The following is a 25720-nucleotide window of genomic DNA, read 5'->3' on the forward strand; positions in this document are numbered from 1 at the left end:
TCGCTCTCCCAGGCGGTGAGCGCCGGCGCGCCGGTGGGCCGGCCCCCGCCCGCGTGGGGGAGTGACGCCTCGGCCGACCTGGCTGACGCCTCGGCCGGGGCGGGTCAGGCCTTCAGGATGAGGCCGTCACCGTCTCGGTCCACGGTGACCTGGCCACCGTCGGAGACCTCACCGCCGATGAGCTTCCGGGCGAGCGGGTCGCCGATGGCGGACTGGATGAGGCGGCGGAGGGGGCGGGCGCCGTACGCCGGGTCGTAGCCGGTCTCGGCGAGCCACTCCCGGGCCTCGGTGGTGACGGAGATCGAGATCCGGCGGGCGGCCAGGCGCTTCTCCAGCAGCCCGAGCTGGATGTCGACGATCTTGGTGAGGTCGGCCAGCGAGAGGGCGTCGAACATGACGACCTCGTCGAGGCGGTTGAGGAACTCGGGCTTGAAGGATCCCCGGACCACGGCCATGACCGACTCGTGCTTCGCGTGCTCATCCATCACCGGGTCGACCAGGAAGTTCGAGCCGAGGTTGGAGGTGAGGATGAGGAGCGTGTTGCGGAAGTCGACCGTGCGGCCCTGACCGTCGGTCAGGCGACCGTCGTCGAGCACCTGCAGCAGGATGTCGAAGACCTCGGGGTGAGCTTTCTCGACCTCGTCGAGCAGGACCACCGAGTAGGGGCGGCGGCGCACCGCCTCGGTCAGCTGGCCACCCTCGTCGTAACCGACGTAGCCCGGAGGCGCTCCGACCAGGCGGGCGACCGAGTGCTTCTCGGAGTACTCGGACATGTCGATGCGTACGATCGCGCGCTCGTCGTCGAAGAGGAAGTCGGCCAGCGACTTGGCGAGCTCGGTCTTACCGGTGCCGGTCGGACCCAGGAACAGGAACGAGCCGGTGGGACGGTTGGGGTCGGCGATCCCGGCGCGAGAGCGCCGCACCGCGTCGGCGACGGCCGTGACCGCGGACTTCTGCCCGATCAGGCGCCGCCCGATGACGGACTCCATCTCGAGCAGCTTGGCCTGCTCACCCTGGAGCATCTTGCCGGTCGGGATGCCGGTCCAGGCCTCGACCACCTCGGCGATCTGCTGGGCGGCGACCTCCTCGCCGACCAGCCGGTCGGTGACCTCGTCCTCGGCGGCGGCCGCCGCGGCGATCTGCTCCTCGAGCACCGGGATCTTGCCGTAGAGGATCTCGGACGCCTCGCCCAGCGACCCTTCACGCTGCAGCCGCTCGGCCTCGATACGCAGCGCGTCGAGCTGCTTGCGCAGGGCACCCTCACCCTCGAGAGAGGCCTTCTCCCGCTCCCAGCGCGCCTCCAGCCCGCGGAGCTCCTCCTCCTTGTCGGCGAGCTCCTTGCGCAGCGCCGCGTGACGCTCCAGGGACGCGTCGTCGGACTCCTTGGAGAGCGCGAACTCCTCCATCTTCAGCCGGTCGACGGCACGGCGGAGCTGGTCGATCTCCTCGGGAGACGACTCGATCTCCATCCGCAGCCTGGAGGCGGCCTCGTCGATGAGGTCGATCGCCTTGTCGGGCAGCTGCCGACCGGTGATGTAGCGGTCGGACAGGGTCGCTGCGGCGACCAGCGCGGCATCGGTGATGCGGACACCGTGGTGGGCCTCGTACTTCTCCTGGATGCCGCGCAGGATCTGCACGGTGTCCTCGACCGACGGCTCGCCGACGAAGACCTGCTGGAAGCGGCGCTCCAGGGCCGGGTCCTTCTCGATCCGCTCGCGGTATTCGTCGAGCGTGGTCGCACCGATCATGTGCAGCTCACCGCGCGCGAGCATCGGCTTGAGCATGTTGCCGGCGTCCATCGCGGAGTCGCCCCCGGCACCCGCACCGACGACGGTGTGCAGCTCGTCGATGAAGGTGATGACCTGCCCCTCGGCGGCCTTGATCTCCTCCAGGACGGCCTTGAGCCGCTCCTCGAACTGGCCGCGGTACTGCGCACCGGCGACCATCGCCGCCAGGTCGAGCGAGAGGACGCGTCGGCCCTTCAGCGAGTCGGGTACGTCACCGGCGATGATCCGCTGGGCGAGCCCTTCGACGACGGCCGTCTTGCCGACGCCCGGCTCGCCGATGAGGACCGGGTTGTTCTTCGTGCGCCGCGAGAGCACCTGGATCACCCGGCGGATCTCGGCGTCACGGCCGATGACCGGGTCGAGCTTGCCCTTCTCGGCGGCCTCGGTGAGGTCCTGGGAGTACTTCTCGAGCGCCTCGTAGGAGTCCTCGGCGTCCTGGCTCGTCACGCGACGGTTGCCGCGGACCGCCTTCAGCGACTCGCGCAGCCCCTTCTCGGTGAGCCCGGCGCCCTTGAGCACCTTCTGCGCCGACGACTCGACCGTGGCCAGCGAGATCAGCAGGTGCTCGGTGGCGGCGTAGTCGTCCTTCAGGGAGGTGGCCAGCGTGATCGCCCCGGCCAGGACGCGGGTCAGCGCACCCGAGGCAGCGGGCTGCTGCACGGTCGACCCGCTGGCGCGCGGGAGACCGGCGAGATCGGCAGCCGCCGCTCGCGACAGCTCCTCGGCGTCCACACCGGACTTGGTGACCATCGACGTGGCCGTGCCCTCGTCCTGCAGCAGCGCGACAAGAAGGTGGATCGGCTCGGTCGTGGTGTTGCCCGCCGTCGTGGCGGAGAGCTGCGCGGCCTCGATGGCCTCGCGAGCCTTGGTGGTGAACTTGTCTGCCGAAAACTGGCTCATCTGTCTCTGCACTCCTCCTGGGGACGCACCTCAGTCTGCCGCGAGTGCCTCTCACCCGCATCTATCTCAACGCAACCAAAGTTGAGTCTGTTCCACTCAACTTTGACATTCTCATATTGCGGCGGCGGCCCAAGCGAATCGGGCACACTGCTCCCGTGGACTCCCGAGGCGCCGTGCGCGAGCAGCTCGCCGCGCGCCAGCGCGAGGTCCTCGACGACCTGCTGGCGGGACGTACGCCGCCGGGGTTCGACGCCGCCGGCACGACCGCGACGACGCGGGTGCTGCACCACAAGCGCTCCTCGGCCGCGCACGACGCCGCACCCGAGCTCGACCTGCTGCCGAGCTGGCGCGCCCGCTTCCATGCCTGGGCAGCGCAGCATCCGCAGCAGGGCTGCGCCCACGACGACGTACGCGACTTCCTGGCCACCATCGGCACCGACTGGGTCCGCCTGCACGAGGTCTATGAGGGCCGGCGGCGGTTGGCACTCACCCGGATCGCTGGGCGCCGGGTGCTCACCATCGGTCTCGGCACACAGATCTGGCACCTCGAACGCCGCACCTGGAAACGGAGCTCCCCATGGGAAACCTGATCGTCATCGTCGTCCTCGGCCTGATCATCCTCGGGTGCCTCAACGCCGCCCTCACGGGCAACCGAGGCAACCGCCGCCGAGGCCCCCGCAGGCGCGGCGGAAGCAACTGCAGCTCGAGCTCGTGCGGCTCCACCTACAGCTCCGGCGACAACCACACCAGCTCGTGCAACAGCTCCTCGTGCGGCTCGAGCTGCGGCGGCGGGGGCGGCGGCGACTGACCCCCTCACCGCCGAGTCGGCTCATCCTGACCGAGATCCCAGCCGAGTCGGCTCGTCATGACGAGCCGACTCGGCATCAGAAGAGGTCCAGGGTCGTCACTTTCCACTGGCCGTCGACCTTGGCCGCCTCGACGGCGATCTGGGCGGCGGAGATGGAGGACTCCTTGTCGGTGGAGCGCTGCGAGGCCTGATCCAGGAAGACCAGCAGCGACGCGGAGTCGGCGTCGAGCGACTTGACCGCGGCGACCTGCACCTCGGCGCTGAGCACGAGCTTCTGCCCCGGCGCCTTCTCCTGGAGCTGCTTGAAGAGGAGGTCGTACTCCTTGCGAGCGTCGCCGGCCAGGAACTCGTCGGCGGCCGCGGCCGTCGGGGCGGGGTCGGCGAAGTTGTAGGAGAAGACCTGGAGCAGACCGGTGGAGACGGCCGACTGCACCTCGGTGGTGGCCTCGGCGTCGACGACGGCCCGGTTGCCGACGTGGTCGGTCCTCCGCTCCCGGTCGGCCTGCCAGAACGCTCCCAGCCCGAGGATCAGAGCGAGCGCGGCGAGGAAGGGCGCCCAGCGGCGTACGAGAAGGCTCATGACATGTTCACCGCCACCTGATCGAGGCTCTCCAGGAGCCAGTCGTCGCCTACCTTGACCAGGTCGGCGGCGAAGCGGTTCCGCTTGACGGTCGGTTCCGCGTCCTCACCGGAGGCCGAGCCGTCGCGGACCGTGATCTCGACCGCCGCGATCACGGTCGCGGTGTCGTCGTCGAGCTCGGTCACGGCGATGTCCATCACCGACCCTGTCGAGATCTTCTCCTGCTCCGCGAGGACCGTGCGGTCCTCCTCGGAGACGCTGGTGAGCTGGTCGTGCAGGGTGCCGGTGGTGACCGCGGCCCATCCCTTCAGCCCCTCGTCGACCTTGCGGTGGTCGAGCGAGTTGAGGGTCTCGATGTGACTGGTCGCGACGATGAGCACCCGGTCGCGGCGGGCGGCCTCGTCGACCATCTCCTGGTCGTGCCCGGTCGCTCGCCACCAGGTCAGCGCACCGGCCACCAGCACGCACAGCGCCACCAGCGGGAGCGCCCAGGTGAGCACCCGGTCACGGCTCGATCTCGGCTCTTCTGTGGTCTCGACAAGCTCGGGGCCACTTCGTTCGGGTCCCTTCTTCTCCGTTCGCCGTTCTGTCGTCGTACTCATCGCTCCCCCATCAGTCCGGCGAGCGTGGTGGGGACGCTGACCGTCCCCGGCTCGGCTGTCTCGGTCTTGGTCGTTTTCGGTCTCGGCACGGCAGAGCAGCCGGCCGCGGTGTTGAACGGCTTGCCCTTGCTCACATCGGTGCCGGCACGCAGGTCGGTGCCCTCGTAGCCGGAGACGCAGGCCGGCGGGTTGAAGAAGGACGGCATCAGGCTCAGCCGCGGCCCGTTGGAGGTGTTGATCGCCCAGCCGATGCTGACCGCCTCGGGCACGGTCACGAAGGTCGACTCCAGCGCGGCGGCGTTGGTCCCGAACAGCTGCGCCGGGGTGACCAGGTTGCTCATCAGGATCCCCAGCGGCTGCCCGACATCCTTGACCAGCAGCGAGATCTCGGTGGCCGTGCCGGGCGCAGCCCCGATCAGATCGCGCAGGTCCTTGTCGGAATCAGCCAGCGTCGCGGAGAAGAGGGCGAGGTCGTTGCTCCAGGCCTTGATGCTCGTCGCCGACTCCTCCTGGGTTGCGAGCACCTGGTCGGAGTTGCGGATCAGGCTCGCCGAGACCAGGAAGTTGCGGTCGGCCTCCTTCTGGAACGACAGCGAGGCGTCGACCAGCTTCCGCAGGTCGGAGCCGGCACCCCGGGACAGCAGGTAGGACTCGTCGATCGTCGTCACCAGCGCCTCCTCGGGCACCGAGGCGACGAAGTCGCGGCCGGTCTCGATGACGTGGGAGGCGTCGTACGGCAGCGCCTCCTCCCCCGCAGCGAGCCGGTCGCCGTCGGCGAGACGGGTCGAACCCACGGCGCCGCCACGGAGGTCCAGGTACTGCTCGCCGATGGCCGACCGGTTGGCGACCTTCACGGTCACGTCCTCCGGGATGGCGGGCGCGTCGCCGTCGATCTCCAGCACGGCGCGTACGCCGTCGGCCCCTGCCTCCAGGGCCGTCACCTCACCCACGGGCACCCCGCGGTAGGTCACCTCCGAGTTCACGAAGAGCCCGCCGCCCTCGGGCAGGGACACGTCGACACGGTAGGGCTCCTCGAGCAGGTCCAGCCCGACGTAGCGGGCCCCGACATAGCTCGTGCCCACGAGGGCGAGGACGACGAAGAGCCCGAGCTTGACGCGTACGCCTCCGGTCAGCCGTTGCATCATCCACTCCCTTCCACGGAGCCGGTGCCAGGATCCGAGGCCGCGCCGTCCGGCGAGGTCTCGGAGGTCGCCGACCCCGACCCGGACGGCTCGGACGACCCGGACGGCTCGGACGGTGACTCCGACGGCGACCCGGAAGGATCAGAGGGCGAGGACGACCCGGACTCGGACGCCGACGGGTCCGAGGAGGACGACGAGTCGGAGGGCAGGATCGACTCCCCCGGGACAGAGGGCGAGGACGAGCCCGGCACCGGCGAGGTGGTCGACGGCAGCAGCCCCGGCGGTGCGCCCGACGACCCGGGCTGGGAGGAGACCGGGTCGCCGGACCCGCCTTCGACCGACACCTGCAGCCAGTCGCAGCCCTTGGACCGGCAGCCGTCGGGAGTGCGGAAGTTCGTGACCAGGAACAGGTTCAGGTAGTCACCGCGGATGGCGTTGAGCACCTCGTCGGGGAACGGGTAGGTGAAGAGGATCTCCAGCGCATAGGGCAGGTCCGAGCCGGCCTTGGCGAGCTGGTCGAGGATCGGGTCGAGCAGCTTCAGGTCGGCCACGATGTCGTCCTGGGCCTCGTCGAGGGTGCGGATGGTGACCTTGGAGAGTCTGTCGAGCGCCTCCAGCATCGCGACCAGCTGCGGCCGCTGGTCGACGAGCACCTGCATCCCGGGCGAGAGCCCCTCCAACGCGTTCGCGATCTTCGTCTTGTCCTTCTCCAGCGTGACCGCGAGCTCGTTGAGCGACTCGATCGCCGAGGTGATCGACTCCGAGCGGGAGTCGAGGACCGAGACGAACCGGTCCATCTCCTTCAGGAACGCCCGGATCTCCTCCGGCCGGCCGTCGGAGATCTTCTGCATCTCCCGCGAGATCTCCTGGAACTGTGCGATCCCGCCGCTGTTGAGCACCATCGACAGCGCCCCGAGGACCTCCTCGACCTGCGCGGCCGCCTCGGTGTCACCCCTCCCGAGGACGGCACCGTCACCCAGCAGCGAGCCCGCGACCGGGGTCGCGGGGCGGATCAGCGCGACGTACTTCTCCCCGAGCAGCGAGGTCTGCTGCAGTCGGGCCGTGGTGCCGGCGGGGAGCTCGACGTCGTCCCTGACCACCAGGGACACCCGTGCGCTGCGGCCGTCCTCGGCGAGCCGGATCTTGGCGACCCGGCCCACCGCGACGTTGTCGATCTTGACGCTGGACTGAGGAACCAGATCGAGTACGTCGCCGAACTCCGCACTCAGCGTGATCGGATCCTCCCCGACGTCGGCGCCGCCGGGTAGCGGAGCCTCGTAGACGCCGCCGCTGACGGCACCGAGACCGCAGCCGGAGAGTGTCAGGGCGGCGGTGGCCAGGACAGCGGCGAGCGGGCGGGACAGACGCGACATCACTGCTCCTCCCCGACTCCGGACCCGACTCCGGGAAGCAGCACCGGTGGCGCTTCCTCGGAGGTCTGGCCGCTGAGGCCGTCACCGGACCAGACGCTCAGCTCGTTGAGGTTGGTGCGGCCGACGAGGCTGTTGGTCGCCGGGTCGTAGGCGTTGATGTACTTCTGCAGCACCAGCGGGATCGTGGCGACCGCCTCCTCCAGCGACTCGTTCTGGTCGACGAGGACCTGCGTCGGCCCCTGCAGGTTCTCGACGCTCGTCCGCAGCTCGGCTCGGTTGTCCTTGATGAACGACTCCAGCAGCGCGAGCGCCTCGCCGAGGTTGCCGACGGCGGAGGCCAGGTCGTCGCGGTCCTCGGCGAGGTACTCGGTGACCTGCGCGAACCGTCGGTTGGCGTCCTGGACCCCGTCGTCGTGCGCGAGCAGGGTCTTGTTGAAGGTGTCGAGGTTCTCGACGGTGGCGAAGAAGTCCTGGTCGACGTCGGCCAGGGTCGCCGAGGCGTCGGCGCCTTCCCGGATCACCTGGTTGATGTCGGAGCCCTGCCCGTCGAGGTTGGCCGCGATCACCTTCAGGAACCGCGACAATGCGCCGTTCCGGTTGGCGCCATCGGGACCGAGCTGCTCGCCGGCCTCGGTCAGCGAGGCGTAGAGGTCGTCGATCTCCACCGGCACGGCGGTCTCCTCGATGACGGTGCCGTCGCGGAGCTCGGGGCCGTCGACGTACGGCTCGGTGAGCTGCACGAAGCGGTCCGAGACCAACGTCGGGGCGACGATCACGGCCGCGGTGTCGGCCGCCGCGGTCTGGCCCGGATCGAGGGTCATCGAGACCTTCACGTGCTCGCCGGCCGGGGTCACCGAGGTCACCTCACCCACCGGCACCCCGAGGATCTGCACGTCCGAGCCCGGATAGAGGCCGACGGAGGCCTCGAAGAGCGCCGAGAAGGTGGTCCCGCGATCCCCTTGACGGATCCCGTACGCCGCGCCCCACCCGATCGCGCCGACGACGGCGACCACGAGCCCCCAGGCGATGAGCCGTCTCATCTCGTCCCTCCCGGCCGGCAGTCACGTTCGACGTCGTTGTCGAGCACCGGCGCGTTGTTCTCGTCGAAGAGTCCGCAGCCGTAGACGTCGATCCACGGGCCGTTGCTCATCGAGGCACCGATCACCCGGTAGTAGGCGCCGATCTGGGAGAGCGCCTTGTCGAGGTGGTCCTGGTTGCGCCGCAGGATCTCGGAGACCCGGTCGAGCTTCTCGAGCGCCGGCCGGAGCCGCTTCTGGTTGTCCTCGACGAGGCCGGAGACCTGCTCGGCGAGGTCGTCGGTGTAGGTGAGCATCTGGTGGATCGCCCGCCGTCGGGCGGCGAGCTCCTCGAGCAGCTTGTCGCCGTCCTCGATCAGGAGGCTGATCTCCTGGTTGCGCTCGGCGAGGGTGCCGGTGACCTCGGTCGTGGTGCGCATCAGCTCGGCCAGCTCCTGGTCCCGTGAAGAGATCGTGCGGGAGAGCCGGGTGAGACCGGACACCATGCCGCGTACGTCCTCGGGGGTGTCCTCGAACACCTCCGAGAGCGCGTCCATCGACTCCTCGACCTGCGCCATGTCGATCTCGTCCACGGTCGAGGAGAGGTCGGAGAAGGCGGCGTTGACGTCATAGGGCGTCGTGGTCCGGGAGACCGGGATGGGCTCGCGAAGACGCCCGGAGCCGCCCGGGTCGAGGGCGAGGAACTTGCGTCCGAGCAGCGTCTTCACCTTGATCGACGCGGTCGTCTGCGAGCCGAGCGTGACGTCCTTCGCGCGGAACCTGATCAGCACCTTGTCACCGTCGAGCTCGAGCGAGGAGACCTCGCCGACCTTCACCCCCGCGACCCGCGCCTCGTCGCCAGGACGGATCCCGGCGGCCTCGGCGAAGTAGGCCTCGTAGGTGTCGCCACCGCCGATGACCGGCAGGTCCTCGGCGTGGAACGTGGCGAAGAAGACGCCGGTCACGGCCAGGATCCCGACGACGGCGATGACGACCTTGTTGCGTTCGGCGAACGACTTCGGATAGCGGGCCATCATCGGCACCTTCCTGCCGGGGATTCCACGCCGAGGTCGCCGTAGTAGCCCTCGGGTTTCGGGATCCGCCCGTCGATCGAGCAGATGTAGAAGTTGAGCCAGCCGCCGTAGGTGGCCACCCGGCCGATCTCGTCGGTCTTCTGCGGCATGGTGGTCAGGAACCTCGTCAGCGCCTCGTCGTTCTCGGCGAGGTTCTCCGAGACGTCACCGAGGGAGTCGATCGAGTCGCGCAGCGGCTCCCGGCCCTCCTGCAGCAGGCCGGTGACGCTCTGGGAGAGCTCGCCCATCCCCTCGATGGTCGAGCCGAGCGTCTCCCGGTCGGCGGCCAGCCCGGTGACCAGCCGCTGCAGCGTCACCAGCGTGGTGTCGAGCATCCCGGTGCGCTGGCTGACCACCTCGAGGACCGAGTTGAGGTTGGTGATCAGGTCGCCGATCACCTGGTCGCGGTCGGCGAGGGTCGAGGTCAGCGAGGCCGTCGAGGAGAGCAGCGACTCGACCGTCGCGCCCTCCCCCTGGAAGACCGCGATGATCTGGGCGCTGAGGTTGTTGACGTCCTCGGGGTCGAGGAACTTGAACAGCGGCTGGAAGCCGTTGAACAGCATCGTCAGGTCCAGCGCGGGTTCGGTCTCGTCGAGCGAGAACGTGTAGCCGGGCGTCAGCGCCTCCCCACCAGGAGCGCCCGGCTCCAGCGCGATGTAGCGCTGGCCGATCAGGTTGCGGAACCGGAGCTCCGCCCGGGTGCCCTCGACCATCGGCGCCGACTCGGCCGCGGTGAAGACGACCTCGGCGGTGTCGTCGTTCCGCAGCCCGATCGACCGGACGGTGCCGATCTTCACCCCCGCCATCCGCACGTCGTCGCCCTTGTTGAGGCTGGTCACGTCGGTGAAGAGCGCCGTGAACGTACGCCCCGACGAGGTCGATCCGTTGGAGATCGTCGTCGCCAGCGCGGCCATCGCCAGGACCGTCGCCAGCGCGAAGACCACCGACTTGGTGAGCGTCACCGCGGCCGAGCCGCCGTTACCGAGCCTCATCGCACGATCACCTCCGTGCCTCGCAGGGCCGGGCCGAGCAGCAGGCTCGACCAGGTCGGGTAGTCATCGGGAGCCATCCCTTCCGCCGGCGCCATCACCTCGGCGATCAGCTGGTTCTCCCCCGGGGAGTTCTGCTCCCCCAGCCCCGTCGTGGCGTCGAAGGTGCGCACCCGGTCCGTCGGCGGCGCCTCGATCTGCTCGGCCGTGCCGGCCGTGTCGGCCGTGCCGGCCGTGCCGGCCGTTCCGGTGACCGCCGGCTGGCTGCCGGTCTGGCCGGTGACGTACGGACACCGGGGCCCGCCGGTGCGCAGCTTCGGGGTGTAGCCGGCCGGATAGGGCTGCCGGATGTCGGAGACGCTGACCAGCGCGTGGATGCCGGGTTCGTCGGTGCCCTTGCCGAGGTTCTTCGCCATCACCGGCGCGTAGTCGCGCAGGGCGCTGAACAGGCACGGGAAGGAGGAGGCGTACGGGCTGACCGCGCGCAGCGCGTCGCGTGAGGTGTCGGAGAGCACCACGATCGTCTCCCGGTTGCGCTCGAGCCAGCGGTCGGTGTCGGCCGCCGTCGTGGTCACCGACCGGAACGTGTCGGCGAGCTGTCGCTGCTGGTCGACCAGGGTCTCGGCGGTCACCGTCATCGTGTCCAGCGCCTCGAGCAGATCGGGCGCGGCCTCCTCGTAGTGGCCCGCGACCCGGCCGAGCGCGGCCAGGTCGTCGGCCATCTGCGGCACCAGCGGGTTGAGCTTCTTCAGGTACGCCGCCCAGGCCGAGAAGACCTCGCCGATGTCGTCGCCGTTGTCGCGCAGCATCGTGGCCAGCTCGCTGAGCGTCGCGTTGAGCTTGTGCGGCTGGATCGCCTTGAGCACCGGGAGCAGCTCGTCGAGCACCTGCTCCAGCTCGACCGCCTCGTCGGAGCGGTCCTGCTCGATGGTGTCGCCCGCCTCGAGCTCCGGCCCGGCCCCCGGTTGGAGAGCCACGTAGCGCTCCCCGAAGAGCGTCTTGGGCAGCAACCGCGCGGTGGTGTCGGCCGAGAGGTCGGAGAGTACGTCCGGCTCCAGCGCCAGGGTCAGCTCGGCGCCGCCCTCGCGGGCCGAGACGGTGCGGACGGTGCCGACCGGCACTCCACGCAGCTTGACGTCGGAGCCGGTCTGGAGCGCGTTGCCCAGGGTGCCGGTGGTCAGCGTGACCTCGGAGCGGTCCACGAAGGTCTGGTCGTAGGCGAGCCAGGCGCCGAGCGCCACCGCCGCGACCACGGCCAGGTAGCACAGGCCGAGGAAGGCATCACGAGCTCTCGACAGCGTCATCCCGCGATCCTCACCGTCGTGGTGGCGCCCCACATCGCCATCGAGAGCGCCAGGTCGAGCAGCGCGACGACGACGATGGTCCGCCGCACCGAGCGTCCGACCGCGATCCCGACCCCGGACGGCCCACCGCTCGCGTAGAAGCCCAGCCGGCAGTGGATCAGGATGATCAGGATCGAGAAGATCAGCACCTTCCCGAAGCTCAGCAGGATGTCGATGGGCGGCAGGAAGAGCTGGAAGTAGTGGTCGTACGTCCCCGCCGACTGCCCGTGGAAGTAGACCGTCACGATCCGCGAGCCCGCATAGGACGTCAGCAGCCCGACCACGTAGAGCGGGATGATCGCCACGAAGCCGGCGACCACCCGGGTGGAGACCAGGTAGGGGATCGTGCCCAGACCCATCACCTTGACCGCGTCGATCTCCTCGTTGATCCGCATCGCGCCGAGCTGGGCGGTGAACCCCGCGCCGACGGTCGCGCTCATGGCCAACGCGGCGACCAACGGCGCGATCTCGCGGGTGTTGAAGTAGGCGGAGATGAACCCGTTGAGCGTCGAGGTGCCGATCTGGTCGAGCGCTGCGTACCCCTGCATGCCGACGACGGTGCCGACGAAGATGCTCATCCCCGTCATCACCCCGATCGTGCCGCCGATGACGGCGAGCGCGCCGGTGCCGAAGGAGACCTCGGAGAGGATCCGGAGGATCTCGCGCGGGTAGTGCCGGATCGCTGAGGGGATCCCGACCAGCACCTTTCCGTAGAACCGGATGTCCTTCCCGGTCTCCACCAGCCCGTCCAGCGGACGGCGGGCCCCGGCGGTCGAGCTTGTCCGGACCCCCTTCGCGGGAACGGTCGTCGTCATCTCAGGCCCCCTTCCCGGGGACGAGCTCGAGATAGAGCGTCGTGATCACGAAGTTGACGAAGAAGAGGAGCAGGAAGGTGATGACGACCGACTGGTTCACCGCCTCCCCCACCCCCTTCGGCCCGGGCTTGGTGTTGAGCCCCTGGTGGGCGGCGACGAGACCGGCGATGAGTCCGAAGAGCACCGCCTTGAGCTCGCCGACCCAGAGGTCGGAGAGCTGGGCGAGGGCGGTGAAGGAGGAGAGGTACGCCCCGGGCGTCCCACCCTGGATGATCACGTTGAAGAAGTAGCCGCCGAGGACGCCGACCACGCTGACCAGCCCGTTGAGCAGCACGGCGGCGAGCACGCAGGCGAGCACGCGTGGCACCACCAGCGCCTGCACCGGATCGACCGCGATCACCCGCATCGCGTCGATCTCGTCGCGGATGGTCCGGGAGCCCAGGTCGGCGCAGATCGCCGCACCACCGGCTCCGGCGATGACCAGCGAGGTCACGATCGGGGCCGCCTGCTGCACGACTGCCAGGACGGAGGCGGCACCGGTGAACGACTGCGCCCCGATCTGCACCGTCAGCGTGCCGAGCTGCAGCGCGATCACCGCGCCGAACGGGATCGCGACCAGCATCGCCGGGATCCAGGAGACCGAGGTGACGAACCAGAACTGGTCGAGCAGCTCGCGGGCTGCGAACGGCCGCCGGAACGCCGCCCGGAACGTGTCCAGGCCCAGCGCGAAGAGCGCGCCGACCTGGTCCAGGGCCCGGCTGACCGGGTCCTTGACCTTCGGTCTCGGGGCTCGGTCAACGTCGTCGTCATCGGCGGTGTAGAGCGTCGCCGCCCCGCTCGCCACCCGCGCGGTGTGCCGCTCGACCGCGGCCCGCGGGGCGCCGTTGGCGGGGGCGAGCTGGCGCGGCAGCACCTCGATGGCGCGGGCGCCGGCACGTACGGTCGCGACGCCGGCGGTCGGGTAGTAGGCCTCGCCCTCGACGTAGTCGTCGTTGACGCCGTGGTCGGTCTCCTCGCTCATCCCGATCGGCCCGATCGGGTCGCCGCTCATGAACTGGGAGACGACCGGGTGGTCGGTGAGCAGGAACTCCTCCCGCGGCCCGTACATCACCAGGCGCCGGCGGTAGAGCATGCCGAGGTTGTCCGGCAGCGTACGCGCCAGCTCGATGTTGTGGGTGACCACCAGCATCGTGGCGTCGGTGGCCGCGTTGACGTCGACGAGGAGCTGGGCGAGGTTGGCCGTACGCACCGGGTCGAGCCCCGAGTCGGGCTCGTCGCACAGGATGATCGACGGCTCGGTGACCAGCGAGCGGGCCAGGCCGGCGCGCTTGCGCATCCCGCCGGAGATCTCGCCGGGCAGCTTGTGCTCCTGACCCAGGAGTCCGACCAGGTCGAGCTTGTCGTTCGTGATCTGCCGGATCTCCGACTCGCGCTTCCTGGTGTGCGCCCTCAGCGGGAAGGCGACGTTGTCGAAGACGCTCATCGAACCGAAGAGCGCGCCGTCCTGGAAGAGCACCCCGAACCGCCTGCGCAGCTCCTGCCGCTGCGACTCCCGCGTCTTGACCATGTCGACCCCGTCGACCAGGCAGACCCCGGCCTCGGGCCGCAGCAGTCCCATCAGCGACTTCAGGAACACCGACTTCCCGGTGCCCGACGGTCCGAGCAGCGCGGTGATCTCCCCCTGGGGCAGCGTGAGGGTCACGTCGCTCCAGATGTTCTGAGACCCGAAGCTCTTGGTGAGCCCGGTGACCTCCACGGTTCCGCCCATCGCGGGACCTCCTGATCTGCCGTTGTGGGGTGTGCTTCGGTCCGGACAGTACGTGTGGCTCACGTCACAGCGGCAGGAGAAATCGATCCGTTCGGCAAATGAGTGCCGTCCTTTGTCATGCGCATGACAAATTGCCGGCGCAACGCTCAGCCGCAGCGCTCGAGCTCGACCCAGTCGGCGGCAGGGTTCTCGCCGGCGCCGAGGGCGAAGAGGAGCAGGGTGACGAACTCGGGATCCTGGAGCCGGCTGCCGAAGGCGGCCCGCAGCCGGAGCTTGTGGTTGCGGACGGTGTGCTCGTGGATGCCGAGCTCCGCAGCCAGTGCCGGGGCGTTCGCGCCGGTGAGCAGCCAGAGCCGCAGCGTACGCAGCACCGCCCGGCGGTGCTCGTCCTTGAACGCCTCCAGCGGCGCGAGGGCTTCGCTCGCCTCCCAGCGCGAGAGCGTGGGGTCGGCGTTGAGCAGCAGGGCGACGTGGTGGTCGGCGCAGCGCACGACCGGATCCGCGGGGATCACCCCGGACTCGACGAGGTCCCGGGCGCGCTCGGTCCAGCGGATCGCGGCCGGGACGTCGGCCAACGGCACCGGCACGGTCACGAAGACAGGACCCGTACGTGGCCACCCCCGCATCACCGCGCAGACGGCGTCGACGTCAGCCGGGTCGGTGACCACCAGGGCGCGCCGGCCGGCGGTGTCCCATGCGCACCCGCCGGGCAGCTCGACAGGCTGCACGGCCGAGTCCAGCGGGATGACCGTGTCGACGGCGCAGACCACCAGCGCTGGTGGCAGCTGCCAGGCGACGCGCGCGGCGAGATCCTCGATCACCTCGGCGTCCGCCGCGCCGGCGAGACCGCGGACGAGCCGGCGCCGGATCCAGCACGGATCCGCCTCGCGGTCACGGATCCCGGCGGCGTACCCACGGGCGACGTCGTCGAGCAGGATGCCCATGTAGGCGAGGAGCGAGCCGCACAGCGTCCCGCGTACATCGTCGGGGACCAGCCCCTCGGCCTCGTGCCGGATCGCCTCGGCCGCACGGTGGGTGGCCAGGTCGACGGCCGCCCGGAACCCATCGAGGCTCTGTTCGGCCAGTGCCTCTCCCCTGCCCATCGCGAAGTACATCGCCGACACCGTCTCCGGGTCGGACGGGATGTTCTCCACCACGTCGGCATAGAGTTCCACGGCACTGGCGACGGCCTTGGTGATCAGGTCCCGGCGCCGCCGGGTGGGGCGCCGCGAGTAGGCGGCGACCTGACGCAGGATCTCGTCGGTGATCTGCGGGACCAGCCCGCGCCCGACCCTGCGGATGACCGCACACTCCGTGGGCGAGACGCGCGGGGCGTGGATCTTCTCGGCGACCTGCCGCGAGGCGCTTCGGCGTGGCAGTCGTGGGTGCGGGACACGCGTTCCGGTGGTCGTCGTCTGGCTCTGCGTCGGACTCATGGATCTACGACTTCTCCCCTCGATCCCCGGCCCGCGGGAGCACTGTGCTTCGTCAGGCCGGCGTCACTCAGTGATGGTCATCACAGAGGACATCGCGCCGATCGACCAGTGCAGGAGGGCCCGATCCGTGCGCAAACGCCGCTTAGTTGTCACGCACGTGACAAATTCGGAGGCCGTCACTGACCACTCGTGGGGATCTCGGGAAGCGGCGGGACCTGCGGGGGCAGCACGTCCATGCGGCACGGGACCGACTCGGGGGTCGATGCCCCAGGCGCAGGCGGCAGGTTCTTACCGCCGGGGTTCGGCACCGTGCAGCCGAGAACGCCACCCTGATAGGTACGCAACGGGAGCCCTTCTCCCGAGACGGTCGCCGTCAGCAGGCTGGAGAGGTCGTCACCGGCGGTGGTGACGCACCCCGAGAACGGGGGGACGTCGACGGTGCCCGACAGCAGGCCCCCGGGGCTGAGGTTGAAGAGGCCTTCGTTCCACAGGTCCGGCTGCACACGGGCAGGCACGTTCTGGCTTCCGTCCCACCCCATCAGGTATCCCTCCCCGGACAGGTCCAAGGTTCCCGCCTCTCGGGTCCGGCACTCTCCTCGGAAGGGCAGTGACACGCCGTCCACGCGCAGCGACATCACGCGCGTACTGACCCGGCCCTTGACCGGGCTGTCCGGAACCTCGACCCCGAACGGGGGAAGCCGGGCGCACGTCAAGGTCTCGAGCTTGATCGGCACGGGGAGTCCGTCAGTTCTCTCCTGCTCCAGGCGTACGGTCGCCTCGACAGGAACCGCGCCGAAGGTGACCGTTCGAACGACGATGTCCGGCGTCTGGCCGTAGTTGTACGCGGACCCTGGCTGAGCGACGAAGTAGATGTTCGCGCCTGCCTTGGTGCACTGCCGGTACTTGGTCGCGTCGAAGTCCCCGATACGGCCCTGATAGAAGTCGGCGGCCACCGTCATGAGGGGCGTACGCAACCACTGACGCGCCCGCTCCACGTCGGCGAGCGAGGAGTTCGCCGCCCCGGTCCAGGAGGCGTGCCGGAGAGGCAGCTCCTGCTGCTCAGGAGCCGGCAGCCCCGGGTAAGGACCCTCCTCCGCCTCGCTCTCCCCGAGACCGAGCATCGCGAAGGCGGAGCCGGCGAGGATGGCCAGCGCCGCCGCACGCTGCAGAGTGTGTCGCATACCGACAACGTGGCATCGCGGGTATGCGGGCGCAACAAGGTCGCCTCGGATACGTCGGAACCGGTCCTCGGACTTGTCATGCCCATGACAAGTCTCGGGCCGGCGCCCGCATCGGATGTCGCGTACACGACATCGTGGCGCCCCATTTCGGGCTTTCGGGCAGATGGGCGTCGACAGCCGGATTCGCCACCCGGATGAATAGGCCCCGACGGAGACAACCAGTCTCCATCGCCATGAAAGGACGACCTTCGATGAAGAAGAAGCTTCTCCTTGTAGGTGCGGCAGCCGCCGCCCTCACCCTCGCCGCGCCGGCGATGGCCAGCGCCGCACCTCCCTACACCGTGTCCGTAGGCGGCAGCACGGCCACCGCCAACCACGCCTTCAGCGCCACCGCTGTCGGCGGCATCGCCTTCGCCGTCCCGCTCAACGCGATGTTCTGCACCTCGGCCGGCGCCAGCGGCTCCATCCACAGCGGCACCGGGAAGAGCGGGCTCGCCCCCGACCATCTCGCGACCATCTCGTCGACGACCTGGAGCGGCTGCACCGAGCAGTTCGGAACCCCGCTGACGGTCACCCACAGCGGCGCCTGGAAGCTCGAGACGAACGACACGTCGGTGACCTCCGCCGCCACCGACCAGGTCGACGGCTGGATCAGCGGCATCAGCGCCCGCGTCACCGACTCCACCGGCCTCTGCGACTTCACGGTCACCGGCACGGCCGACGGCCACTTCGACGAGGCGACGCAGCGTCTGGTCGTCGACGAGACGGGCGACGGGTCCCTGTCGGTGACCACCGTCGTCGCCGACTGCCTCGGCTCGATCTCCGTCGGCGATCCGGCCTCGTTCAACGGCACCTACAACGTCTCCGTCCCGAACGGCGGCGTCAACGTCAGCTGAACCCGGCAAGCGAGAGCGGTGCGCCCGAGCGGCGCACCGTTGTCGCGTCTCCCTGTTCCACCATCTTGAAGGAGCCCGTCATGTCTCTCCCGACACTCATGAAGCGCCGGTTCGGCCTGCTCGCGGTCCCAGCCGCGGCCACGCTGCTCGCCGTCGCCGTGGCCGCACCCGCCCACGCCGCGCCGCTCGACATCCTCTACGACGCCAACGGCACCACCGTCGTCGCCTCGACCGGGTCGCAGATCCCGGTCGGCCCGGCCGTCCTGGACACGACGTTGGAGACCACGACCGGCGCGTTCACCGGCTCGCTCGCGCTTCCCGGTGCCCACACCGAGTTCAAGGCGGCGGGGTTCATCCCGATGAGCGCCGACGTCAGCTTCGAGGAGGCCGCCCCCACCACCGGCACGCTCTCGCCCCATCCGGAGGGCGGCGGCAGCTATGTCGAGGCCACCTCCTACTACAACGTACGTCTCACCAACATCAAGGTCGTCGGCTTCCCGACCTTCTCCGGGCCGTTCTGCCGCACCGTCGAGCCGGTGGCCATCCACGTGGCCACGCCGGAGGGTGAGCGGTTCGGCGTCTTCACCGGTGGTCGGCTCACCGGGACGTACTCGATCGGCGACTTCCAGAACTGTGGTCTCAACACCTGGCTGGTCAATGCCCTCGTACCCGGCGACGGGAACACCATCGAGCTCAACCTCACCAACCCTCGGCGCGGCTGAGCTCTCCCTCCCCGAGTCCGCCGGCGGCCGAACGGCCCCCGGCGGGCTTTGCCCATCCGGGCCACGCAGCGGCACGGGCGTACCGCATTTCGGGGGCACGCCAGGCAAAGACGTGCCATGGTGGTCGATACCTTCTCGGGCATGTTGGACGAAGGAGTTTGACGTGCGACGGAGCACGAGATGACGCAGACCCACCAGTCCCCTGGGCTACCCGGCTCCGCCGTGTGGATGCTGAAGAGCCTCGAGAGCGAGGTGCGGCCGATCGCGCGCAAGATCACCCGTCATCTTCGCGAGGGACTGCCGGCCGAGACCGAGGGCTTCGAGGAGCTCATCTTCACCGCCGTGCACGGCGCCATGTCGCACTTCATCGACCTGGGCCTCGGGCGTTCGGCGCCCTACATCGCGATCGACGACCACTTCCGCAAGGTCGGTTTCAAGGTCGCCGCGCTGGGCCAGGACCGGGCCATCGTCGACCAGGGCATCGACATGGCCACCACCGAGCTCTGGGACGAGTTGCGCCGCCGGGCGGTCGAGAACGAGCTCTCCGCCGCGGCACTGAACGCGCTCAACGAGATGATGACGTCGTACGTCGAGCACCTGACCGCCCAGGTCAGCAAGGGCTTCGAAGCCGGCACCGAGGCCCGCGACCAGAACAACGACGTCGCCCGAGCACGGCTGATCGACCGGATGCTGTCGGGCTCCTCGCACGACGAGATCGAGACCCAGGCGGCGCTCGGCGAGTGGCCGCTGCCGGAGAAGGTGACGGTGATGGCGGTCGAGCTGCTCGACGCCGACCAGATCTCCGCGGACGCGCTCTCGTCCGTCGCGTTGACCCGGCGGCGCCGGCCGACGCAGGTCGTGATCTGCCCGCCCGGGGCCACCACGACGGTCACCAAGGAGGTCCGTGCGGCCGCCCCGAAGGCCCGGGTCTCGATCTGCTGGCCGGTGCCGCCGGCGGACGTGCCGGCCGCCTGGCGCTGGGCCAACCGCGCGCTCGCGCTGGTCAACGCCCGGGTGATCCCCGCCAAGCCGGTCATCGACTGCCTCGCCTACCGCACCGAGATCTGGCTCCACGCCGAGCCGGTGATGCGCCGCCAGCTCGCCCAGGAGCTGCTCGAGCCGCTGCTGGCCGAGTCGGAGAACTCGCGCGAGATCCTCACCGAGACCCTGTTGGTCTGGCTCGAGACGCGGGAGAGCGCGCCGGCGATCGCAGCGGTGCTCGGAGTGCATCCGCAGACCGTCCGCTACCGCTGGAAGCGGATCAACGAGCTCTTCGGCGAGTCGCTGCGCGACCCCGAGTTCGTCACCCAGCTCCTGCTGCTGCTCAAGGCGAGCGTGCCGCTGTGGATGGCCGGCGACCAGAGCGACTTCGACCGTTACCAGCAGCAGACGGGCTGACCCGGGGATCGCACATGGAGATGTTCGTTCTCGTGGCCGGTGCTGTCGCTGCGTACGTCCTGGGGCTGGGATTTCCTCGCGTCGTCGGCGGCTGGGTCGGGCGCCGGCACGGGATCTCGTCGGTGCCCGGTCCTGAATGGTCGGTGGCCGCCCGGGTCGACACGGTGGTGCTCGACCGCTGCGGGACGGTGACCACCGGACGGCTCACGGTGACCACCGTCGAACCGCTCGATCCCGACCACCTGCGCAACCTGCGCTGGTTCGCGGGGGCGCTGGAGCACGAGGCCGAGGGCCCGCTGGCCCGGGCCGTCGCCCGGCTCTCGCCGCGCGGCAAGGTCACCGACTTCGGTGCGGTCCCCGGATCGGGGGTGCAAGGGTCGGTGGACAGGCATCCCGTACGCGTCGGGCGGCCCTCCTGGGTCGGCATGGCCGACCGCGACGACCGCGGCACGGTCCTCGGCGTCGAGCTCGACGGGCGCCCGCTGGGCTATCTCGTGGTCGGCGACGAGCCGCGCTCGGACGCGGCGTCGTCGGTGTCGCGGTTGGCGGCGGCCGGAGTGTCGGCGGTGCTGGTCTCCGACGACGGTGCCCGCGAGACCGAGGAGCTGGCCGAGGCCTGCGGGATCGAGCGGCGGCACTCCGAGATCGCCCCCGAGAAGCGGGAGCGGCTCGTCGCCGAGCTGCAGGAGCAGGGACGGGTTGTCGCCTTCATCAGCTCGCGTCCCGAGGACGGCGAGGCCCGGGCGGTGGCAGACCTGGCGGTGGGTGGGGAGTCCGGGGTGGAGCTGACGGATCTCGACGTCGGACGCGTCGGCGAGCTGATCTCCCTCGCGCGCGGGGTCGTCGCGGGGCGTCGCTGGGCCGGACCGGTCGCGCTGATGCCGGTGGCGGTCGGGATGGCGCTGACGATCCTGGGCGTCGGCTCGGTCGCGCTCGCCGCCGGGTGCGCTCTGCTCTCTCTGCTGACGGCAGCCGTGGCCGCCACGATCACGGTGGCGAGGCCGGGAAACTTGTCACGTACGTGAGTAGTTTCGGGGATTCTCGGTCCGGATCGCGCGCAGCGCGTTGTGGCGGGGTTCACATGATGGCTGGATCGGTGACATCGATCCAGCCACCCGCCCGACCCGAGGATGTGACCGAGGATGACCCCGCGACCCGGTCTGCTGCTCAAGGCAGCGGCGCTGCCCGTCGCCGCCGCCACCGCCGCCTGGACGATCCACGCGATCCAGGAAGGTCGGCCCGTCGATGCCACGGCCGGCGGGCGGCAGGTGCCGGTCGAAGTGCCGGTGGAGGTGCCGATCCAGGAGCTGCTGCCGCCGGTCAGCGTCTCCGCGGTGAAGCCCATCCCCAAGGCCGTTCCCAACCTGGCGGCCAAGCCGGCCGGGTTCGCCGCCGAGGCCGCCGCCGGCATCATCCCCGAGACGGCGCTCTCCGCCTACCAGCGCGCCGCGACCGTGCTCGCCGACGCCGATCCGGACTGCCGTCTCGACTGGTCGCTGATCGCCGCCATCGGTCGGGTCGAGTCCGACCACGGCCGGGCCGGGGGTAACACGCTGTCCGCCTCCGGGGTCGCGACGCCCGGGATCTTCGGCGTACCCCTCACCGGGGCCGGCGCCACCGCACGCATCCTCGACACAGACGGCGGCACCTACGACCGCGACCTCGTCCACGACCGCGCCGTCGGGCCGATGCAGTTCATCCCGTCGACCTGGTCCGACGTCGGCGTCGACGCCGACGGCGACGGCCGCCGAGACCCCCAGGACGTCGACGACGCCGCGCTCGCGGCCGCGGTCTACCTGTGCTCGGGCTCCGCCGACCTGTCCACCGAGGCCGGGCAGCGGTCGGCCGTGCTGCGCTACAACCACAGCGAGGCGTACGTCTCGGTGGTCCTGCAGATCGCCGAGGGCTACCGGCGCGGCACCTTCGAGACACCGGCCGGTGTCGTCCTGCCCGCCGCACAGATCCCGGTCACCTCGTCCGCCGACCTCGAGCCGCCCTCCGGCGCCTCGCCGAGCGCTCTGTCGCCCCGGCCCTCGTCCGACGGGTCCGCGGGAGGGACGGGCACCGGCACGCCCAGCGGTGGCTCGACCATGCCCTCCTCCCCGTCCCCGTCGGGTTCGCCCGCCACCGGCGGCTCCGGCGAACCGTCGCCCACGTCTGGCCCGGCACCGACCGACTCCCCCACGGGGTCGCCCACGGGGTCGCCCACGGAGACACCGACCGAGACCCCCACGGTGGACCCGACCCCGACCCCGACCGAGACACCTTCCGAGACACCTTCCGAGACCCCGACCGAGACCCCGACGGAGACTCCGGCCGCGACGGAATCGACCGCGACGGAATCGACCGCGACGGAGACCTCCGCGAGCACCCCCTGAGGCTCGTCCCAGAACGTGTTGGTCTCGGCACGCCGCCCGCGCCCCGGCTCGCCCACCGCCCTCCCCCGTTGGTCGAGCCGCCGAATCCGCTGCGACGAACGTGTCGAGGCCAACACCCCACGTTTACCTAAATCGGGTTACAACCAAGCCTCGGGCGGGCAGACTTGGGGCTTCGCCTGACTCCCCCACCAGGAGCCGCCCCGGATGCTCACCGATAACGACCGCCTCGTTGCTCATGTCGCGCGCCTCGGCGAGGAGCACCCACCGATCCCGATGGACTCCGTCGACTTCACCGTCAACGACCCGGCCGCCTTCGGCGACCGCTTCGGCCACGTGCTCGACTACATGGCGCGGGTCGAGCTCGAGGTCGACCGCAACGTACTCGAGATCTCCACCATGCTCCCCAACCCACCCGAGGTCGACCAGCGGTTCTACGCCGAGGTGTGGCAGCCCCAGGAGATCCAGCACGGGCTGATCCTCGACCGGCTCCAGCAGGTCGTCGGGCGGCCTCCGGCGACCACCGATCTGGAGCGCGTCAGCCTGAAGCTGAAGGTGCTGGGCCTGCTGGCTCACCTGGAGCCGTTCCAGGACGTCTGCCGGATGCTCTACTACCTGACCGGGATGGCCACCGAGCGCTCCGCGGTGATCGCCTACAACCTGCTCCACGACGGGGTCGTCGAGACCGGCGAGCACGCCGTCGCCGAGACGGTCATCGCGCCGATCAAGCGCCAGGAGCCGGGCCACTACGCCTTCTACCAGCTCTCCGCCCGGGCCCACTGGGCCACGCTTGCTGCCTGGCAGAAGTGGCTGGTCAGACGCTTGCGCCGGATCTCCTTCGCCCCGGTCGGGGTCAACGACGTCAGTCAGCTGGCCGACTTCGGCGACGTCATGGAGACCCTCGGCGTCGACCACGAGGGCCGCGACCTGGCCGCCGACGTGGCCCGGGTCGAGCAGGAGCTCCTCTGGGCCCGCGACCGCGGCCTCCCGGTGCCCGACTACGTCGCCCGCGCCTTCCGCGAGGCCGTCGAGGCAGCTCAGGCGCGGCGGGCGGTTCATCAAGGTATGTAGCCGAACCCTCACTTACCTCGCGGAGTTCCACACGGGATGTGACGGTTGGTCTGCATACCTAGACGAACCGCCCGCCCCGCGCCCCCTACCCGCGTCATCTCGACACCAGCATCTCGACGGTCGCTCCCTTGATCGCCCGGCTGCCCGGAACGGTCCCGACGACGGTGCCTGGCTTGGAGCGCGACGACACCCGCTTGCCGACGACCGGCTTGAACCCGGCCGCCTCGAGCCGGGCGGTGGCCTTGGCGACCGAGAGCCCCTTGACCTTCGGGATCGTGATGCCCTTGCCGTTGACGACGGCAGCACCGGGACGTACGAAGTTCTCAACGCCCAGCTTGCCGTCGATCGCCCGCATCGCGCCGGCCCACATCGGGCCGGCGACGGTCGAGCCGGAGGCCGAGGCGACGTAGCCACCGCGCAGGCGCTGACCGTTGAGAGTGACCCAGTTGCCCTCGTAGTCGGCGCCGGCGATCATCGACGCGGTCGCGAGCCTGGGCGTGTAGCCGTTGAACCACACGGCGCGGTTGCTGTTGGTGGTCCCGGTCTTGCCGGCGGACGGCACGCTCAGTGCGAGCCGCTGCCCGAACCCGCCGGGCTGCAGTACGCCGCGGAGGATGTCGTTCATGGCGTCCGCGGTCCCGGTACGCATCACCTGCTCGCACGAGGCCGCGTACTCCTTCATCGTCTTCCCGTCCGGGCCGACGATCGCGGTCACCGGCCGCGAGTCGCAGTGCTTGCCGCGGGCGCCGAACGTCGCGTACGCCTCGGCCATCTCCAGCGGGCTGACGTCGACCGGGCCGAGGGTGAACGACGGCACCCGCTCGTGAGCCGGGTCGGTCAGGCTGACACCCATCTTCTTCGCGAGCGCGTAGGGGGCGCACACGCCGGTGAACTGCTCGAGCCGGACGTAGAAGGTGTTCACCGACTCCCGGGTGCCGGTGTAGAGGTTCTTGTTGCCCGAGGTGGTCGAGTTGCCGACCGGGTAGGGGTTGGGGCTGAAGTTGCCCTCGCCGGGGCAGTTGGCGAAGGACGCCTGGTTGAAGGTCCGCTTGGCGGGCGACGGGATCTCCTGGCGGAGCGGGAAGCCCTTCTCGATCGCCGCGGCGCCGACGAAGACCTTGAACGTCGAGCCCGCCTGGAAGCCGTTGGCGTCGCCGTACTCCTTCGGGACCAGATAGTTGAGATAGGACTCGCCCTTCTTCCGGCTCTCCCCCATCGGCCGCGACTGCGCGAGCGCCTTGACCATGCCGGTGCCGGGCTCGACCATCGCCAGGGCGCCGACGGCGTTGTCGGTCGGCGACACATGACGACTCACCGACTTCTGCGCCGCCTTCTGGAAGCTCGAGTCCAGGGTCGTCCGGATGGTCAGGCCGCCGGTCTGCAGCAGCCGCCAACGCTCGGCCTCGGTCTCGCCCAGCGACTCGTCGGCGAGCAGCCACCGCAGCGCGTAGTCGCAGAAGAACTCCGCCGACGAGCCGAAGCAGCCGTTGCGGCTGTCTTGAACATTCAGTCCGAGCGAGCTCTCCTTGAGCTTCTCCGCGTCGGCCCGCGGCAGGTCGCCGACCTGGGCCAGTCGCTCGAGCACCAGGTTGCGCCGGGCCAGCGTGGCGTCGGGGTAGTCGGTCGGGTCGTAGCCGGTCGGGTTCTTCACCATCCCGGCCAGCATCGAGGCCTGTCCCCAGGTCAGGTCGGCGGCGTCGACGCCGAAGTAGTGCTTCGCGGCCGCCTGGACGCCGTAGGCGGAGTCACCGAAGTAGGCCGCGTTGAGGTAACGCTCGAGGATCCAGTCCTTGTCGTGGTGCTCCTCTAGCCAGATCGCGTAGCGCAGCTCGCGGATCTTGCGCGCCGTGGACTTCTCGGTCGCGGCCGCCCGCTCCTCGTCGGAGTCGGCCCCGTAGACGAGGGTCGTCTTGACCAGCTGCTGGGTGATCGACGAGCCACCCTGCACCGCACCCGACTCCGAGGCCGAGTTGCGCAGCAGCGCCCGCAGGGTGCCCTTGAGGTCCATCGCGCCGTGCTCGTAGAAGCGGCTGTCCTCGATCGCGAGCAGCGCCTTCGGCATGTTGGGCGAGATCTGGTCGAGCGCCTTGTAGGACCGGTTCTGGTCGTAGAGGGTCGTGATCACCTTGCCGTGCACGTCCAGGATCCGCGTCGTCTGCGACAGCTCGCCCATGTCGATGTCGAGGGGCAGGTCGTCCATCACCTGGGCACCCGACTTGGCCGCGACGCCGGTCAGGTGGATGAACGGGAGCGCCATCCCGGAGGCCACCAGACCCGTCACCGCGGCGACGCCGATGAGGGCCGCGAACCGCATCACGATGCGATGGAACGGAAAGGAACGAACGACTTTGCGGGCCAAGATGCGGGCTCCTACCCGGGCCTCGAGCCAGGACCGGCGAGGGTTGCTGAACGATGGGGGAACAGGTGTTCCAGAATACCGGAAGG

22 protein-coding genes and 1 pseudogene are annotated in these 25720 nt (G+C 70.0%); 8 read left to right on the forward strand and 15 right to left on the reverse strand.

Features of this window, described 5'->3' with window-relative positions:
• Positions 1 to 104: 104 nt before the first annotated feature.
• Positions 105 to 2687, reverse strand: a complete 2583-nt coding sequence (gene clpB, locus ACFVDI_RS23320) for an ATP-dependent chaperone ClpB (RefSeq protein WP_378911000.1) — start codon at positions 2685 to 2687, stop codon at positions 105 to 107.
• A 155-nt stretch (positions 2688 to 2842) separates the two neighbouring features.
• On the opposite strand from clpB, the gene ACFVDI_RS23325 reads away from it, so the two are divergent.
• Complete coding sequence (locus ACFVDI_RS23325) at positions 2843 to 3277, forward strand: hypothetical protein (RefSeq protein WP_378911002.1); 435 nt, start codon at positions 2843 to 2845, stop codon at positions 3275 to 3277.
• A complete protein-coding gene (locus ACFVDI_RS23330) occupies positions 3265 to 3495 on the forward strand; it encodes a hypothetical protein (protein ID WP_378911005.1) in 231 nt (76 codons plus the stop codon). Before ACFVDI_RS23325 ends, ACFVDI_RS23330 begins: the two co-directional genes overlap by 13 nt.
• Positions 3496 to 3571: 76 nt before the next feature.
• On the opposite strand, the gene ACFVDI_RS23335 is transcribed toward ACFVDI_RS23330, so the two are convergent.
• The 13 genes and pseudogenes from ACFVDI_RS23335 to ACFVDI_RS23395 all read right to left on the reverse strand — a co-directional run bounded on the left by ACFVDI_RS23335 (position 3572) and on the right by ACFVDI_RS23395 (position 16813).
• Complete coding sequence (locus ACFVDI_RS23335; RefSeq protein WP_378911007.1) at positions 3572 to 4075, reverse strand: hypothetical protein; 504 nt, start codon at positions 4073 to 4075, stop codon at positions 3572 to 3574.
• Positions 4072 to 4677, reverse strand: coding sequence for a hypothetical protein (locus tag ACFVDI_RS23340; protein WP_378911010.1), 606 nt, complete (start codon positions 4675 to 4677; stop codon positions 4072 to 4074). Before ACFVDI_RS23340 ends, ACFVDI_RS23335 begins: the two co-directional genes overlap by 4 nt.
• Complete coding sequence (locus tag ACFVDI_RS23345) at positions 4674 to 5819, reverse strand: MlaD family protein (protein ID WP_378911013.1); 1146 nt, start codon at positions 5817 to 5819, stop codon at positions 4674 to 4676. Before ACFVDI_RS23345 ends, ACFVDI_RS23340 begins: the two co-directional genes overlap by 4 nt.
• Positions 5819 to 7192, reverse strand: coding sequence for an MCE family protein (locus tag ACFVDI_RS23350; RefSeq protein ID WP_378911016.1), 1374 nt, complete (start codon positions 7190 to 7192; stop codon positions 5819 to 5821). Before ACFVDI_RS23350 ends, ACFVDI_RS23345 begins: the two co-directional genes overlap by 1 nt.
• The gene (locus ACFVDI_RS23355; RefSeq protein WP_378911018.1) at positions 7192 to 8232 is read right to left on the reverse strand and encodes an MCE family protein; all 1041 of its coding nucleotides are present in this window, start codon (positions 8230 to 8232) and stop codon (positions 7192 to 7194) included. The genes ACFVDI_RS23350 and ACFVDI_RS23355 overlap by 1 nt, the downstream gene beginning before the upstream one ends.
• Complete coding sequence (locus ACFVDI_RS23360) at positions 8229 to 9242, reverse strand: MCE family protein (protein WP_378911020.1); 1014 nt, start codon at positions 9240 to 9242, stop codon at positions 8229 to 8231. The genes ACFVDI_RS23355 and ACFVDI_RS23360 overlap by 4 nt, the downstream gene beginning before the upstream one ends.
• A complete protein-coding gene (locus ACFVDI_RS23365; protein ID WP_378911022.1) occupies positions 9242 to 10273 on the reverse strand; it encodes an MCE family protein in 1032 nt (343 codons plus the stop codon). The genes ACFVDI_RS23360 and ACFVDI_RS23365 overlap by 1 nt, the downstream gene beginning before the upstream one ends.
• The gene (locus ACFVDI_RS23370) at positions 10270 to 11574 is read right to left on the reverse strand and encodes an MCE family protein (protein WP_378911025.1); all 1305 of its coding nucleotides are present in this window, start codon (positions 11572 to 11574) and stop codon (positions 10270 to 10272) included. Before ACFVDI_RS23370 ends, ACFVDI_RS23365 begins: the two co-directional genes overlap by 4 nt.
• Complete coding sequence (locus ACFVDI_RS23375; RefSeq protein WP_378911028.1) at positions 11571 to 12428, reverse strand: MlaE family ABC transporter permease; 858 nt, start codon at positions 12426 to 12428, stop codon at positions 11571 to 11573. Before ACFVDI_RS23375 ends, ACFVDI_RS23370 begins: the two co-directional genes overlap by 4 nt.
• Before the next feature lies 1 nt (position 12429).
• Positions 12430 to 13179 (reverse strand): MlaE family ABC transporter permease, encoded by a 750-nt coding sequence (locus ACFVDI_RS23380; protein WP_378911091.1) that lies wholly within the window; start codon positions 13177 to 13179, stop codon positions 12430 to 12432.
• A 573-nt stretch (positions 13180 to 13752) separates the two neighbouring features.
• Positions 13753 to 14196: pseudogene (locus tag ACFVDI_RS23385) on the reverse strand (ABC transporter ATP-binding protein); the annotation flags it as partial.
• 146 nt (positions 14197 to 14342) lie between these two features.
• Positions 14343 to 15632, reverse strand: a complete 1290-nt coding sequence (locus ACFVDI_RS23390) for a helix-turn-helix domain-containing protein (protein ID WP_378911031.1) — start codon at positions 15630 to 15632, stop codon at positions 14343 to 14345.
• A 176-nt stretch (positions 15633 to 15808) separates the two neighbouring features.
• Positions 15809 to 16813 (reverse strand): hypothetical protein, encoded by a 1005-nt coding sequence (locus ACFVDI_RS23395; RefSeq protein ID WP_378911034.1) that lies wholly within the window; start codon positions 16811 to 16813, stop codon positions 15809 to 15811.
• A gap of 251 nt (positions 16814 to 17064) precedes the next feature.
• Here ACFVDI_RS23395 and ACFVDI_RS23400 point away from each other — a divergent pair, with 251 nt between their 5' ends.
• The 6 genes from ACFVDI_RS23400 (at position 17065) to ACFVDI_RS23425 (ending at position 23275) form a co-directional block, all read left to right on the forward strand.
• Complete coding sequence (locus ACFVDI_RS23400) at positions 17065 to 17709, forward strand: hypothetical protein (protein WP_378911037.1); 645 nt, start codon at positions 17065 to 17067, stop codon at positions 17707 to 17709.
• 80 nt (positions 17710 to 17789) lie between these two features.
• On the forward strand, positions 17790 to 18431 hold the full coding sequence (locus ACFVDI_RS23405) for a hypothetical protein (protein WP_378911040.1): 642 nt from the start codon (positions 17790 to 17792) through the stop codon (positions 18429 to 18431).
• 180 nt (positions 18432 to 18611) lie between these two features.
• A complete protein-coding gene (locus ACFVDI_RS23410) occupies positions 18612 to 19829 on the forward strand; it encodes a PucR family transcriptional regulator (RefSeq protein ID WP_378911042.1) in 1218 nt (405 codons plus the stop codon).
• A 14-nt stretch (positions 19830 to 19843) separates the two neighbouring features.
• On the forward strand, positions 19844 to 20854 hold the full coding sequence (locus tag ACFVDI_RS23415) for an HAD family hydrolase (RefSeq protein WP_378911045.1): 1011 nt from the start codon (positions 19844 to 19846) through the stop codon (positions 20852 to 20854).
• A 117-nt stretch (positions 20855 to 20971) separates the two neighbouring features.
• Positions 20972 to 22207, forward strand: coding sequence for a lytic transglycosylase domain-containing protein (locus ACFVDI_RS23420; RefSeq protein WP_378911047.1), 1236 nt, complete (start codon positions 20972 to 20974; stop codon positions 22205 to 22207).
• A 204-nt stretch (positions 22208 to 22411) separates the two neighbouring features.
• Entirely contained in the window at positions 22412 to 23275 is an 864-nt protein-coding gene (locus ACFVDI_RS23425; protein WP_378911051.1) for a GTP-binding protein LepA, read from the forward strand.
• A gap of 94 nt (positions 23276 to 23369) precedes the next feature.
• Here ACFVDI_RS23425 and ACFVDI_RS23430 read toward each other — a convergent pair whose 3' ends face one another.
• Entirely contained in the window at positions 23370 to 25589 is a 2220-nt protein-coding gene (locus ACFVDI_RS23430; protein ID WP_378911094.1) for a transglycosylase domain-containing protein, read from the reverse strand.
• Between the last annotated feature and the right edge of the window lie 131 nt (positions 25590 to 25720).

This window comes from Nocardioides sp. NPDC057767 (genome assembly GCF_042798275.1).
GTDB lineage: Bacteria > Actinomycetota > Actinomycetes > Propionibacteriales > Nocardioidaceae > Nocardioides.

What these genes read in the sequence shown, in the direction of transcription:
- clpB (WP_378911000.1), bottom strand. Translation starts at nt 2,687, where the DNA reads ATGAGCCAGTTTTCGGCAGACAAGTTCACCACCAAGGCTCGCGAGGCC.
- ACFVDI_RS23330 (WP_378911005.1), top strand. Translation starts at nt 3,265, where the DNA reads ATGGGAAACCTGATCGTCATCGTCGTCCTCGGCCTGATCATCCTCGGG.
- ACFVDI_RS23335 (WP_378911007.1), bottom strand. Translation starts at nt 4,075, where the DNA reads ATGAGCCTTCTCGTACGCCGCTGGGCGCCCTTCCTCGCCGCGCTCGCT.
- ACFVDI_RS23340 (WP_378911010.1), bottom strand. Translation starts at nt 4,677, where the DNA reads ATGAGTACGACGACAGAACGGCGAACGGAGAAGAAGGGACCCGAACGA.
- ACFVDI_RS23345 (WP_378911013.1), bottom strand. Translation starts at nt 5,819, where the DNA reads ATGCAACGGCTGACCGGAGGCGTACGCGTCAAGCTCGGGCTCTTCGTC.
- ACFVDI_RS23350 (WP_378911016.1), bottom strand. Translation starts at nt 7,192, where the DNA reads ATGTCGCGTCTGTCCCGCCCGCTCGCCGCTGTCCTGGCCACCGCCGCC.
- ACFVDI_RS23355 (WP_378911018.1), bottom strand. Translation starts at nt 8,232, where the DNA reads ATGAGACGGCTCATCGCCTGGGGGCTCGTGGTCGCCGTCGTCGGCGCG.
- ACFVDI_RS23360 (WP_378911020.1), bottom strand. Translation starts at nt 9,242, where the DNA reads ATGGCCCGCTATCCGAAGTCGTTCGCCGAACGCAACAAGGTCGTCATC.
- ACFVDI_RS23365 (WP_378911022.1), bottom strand. Translation starts at nt 10,273, where the DNA reads ATGAGGCTCGGTAACGGCGGCTCGGCCGCGGTGACGCTCACCAAGTCG.
- ACFVDI_RS23370 (WP_378911025.1), bottom strand. Translation starts at nt 11,574, where the DNA reads ATGACGCTGTCGAGAGCTCGTGATGCCTTCCTCGGCCTGTGCTACCTG.
- ACFVDI_RS23375 (WP_378911028.1), bottom strand. Translation starts at nt 12,428, where the DNA reads ATGACGACGACCGTTCCCGCGAAGGGGGTCCGGACAAGCTCGACCGCC.
- ACFVDI_RS23390 (WP_378911031.1), bottom strand. Translation starts at nt 15,632, where the DNA reads ATGAGTCCGACGCAGAGCCAGACGACGACCACCGGAACGCGTGTCCCG.
- ACFVDI_RS23395 (WP_378911034.1), bottom strand. Translation starts at nt 16,813, where the DNA reads ATGCGACACACTCTGCAGCGTGCGGCGGCGCTGGCCATCCTCGCCGGC.
- ACFVDI_RS23400 (WP_378911037.1), top strand. Translation starts at nt 17,065, where the DNA reads ATGAAGAAGAAGCTTCTCCTTGTAGGTGCGGCAGCCGCCGCCCTCACC.
- ACFVDI_RS23405 (WP_378911040.1), top strand. Translation starts at nt 17,790, where the DNA reads ATGTCTCTCCCGACACTCATGAAGCGCCGGTTCGGCCTGCTCGCGGTC.
- ACFVDI_RS23410 (WP_378911042.1), top strand. Translation starts at nt 18,612, where the DNA reads ATGACGCAGACCCACCAGTCCCCTGGGCTACCCGGCTCCGCCGTGTGG.
- ACFVDI_RS23415 (WP_378911045.1), top strand. Translation starts at nt 19,844, where the DNA reads ATGGAGATGTTCGTTCTCGTGGCCGGTGCTGTCGCTGCGTACGTCCTG.
- ACFVDI_RS23420 (WP_378911047.1), top strand. Translation starts at nt 20,972, where the DNA reads ATGACCCCGCGACCCGGTCTGCTGCTCAAGGCAGCGGCGCTGCCCGTC.
- ACFVDI_RS23425 (WP_378911051.1), top strand. Translation starts at nt 22,412, where the DNA reads ATGCTCACCGATAACGACCGCCTCGTTGCTCATGTCGCGCGCCTCGGC.
- ACFVDI_RS23430 (WP_378911094.1), bottom strand. Translation starts at nt 25,589, where the DNA reads ATGCGGTTCGCGGCCCTCATCGGCGTCGCCGCGGTGACGGGTCTGGTG.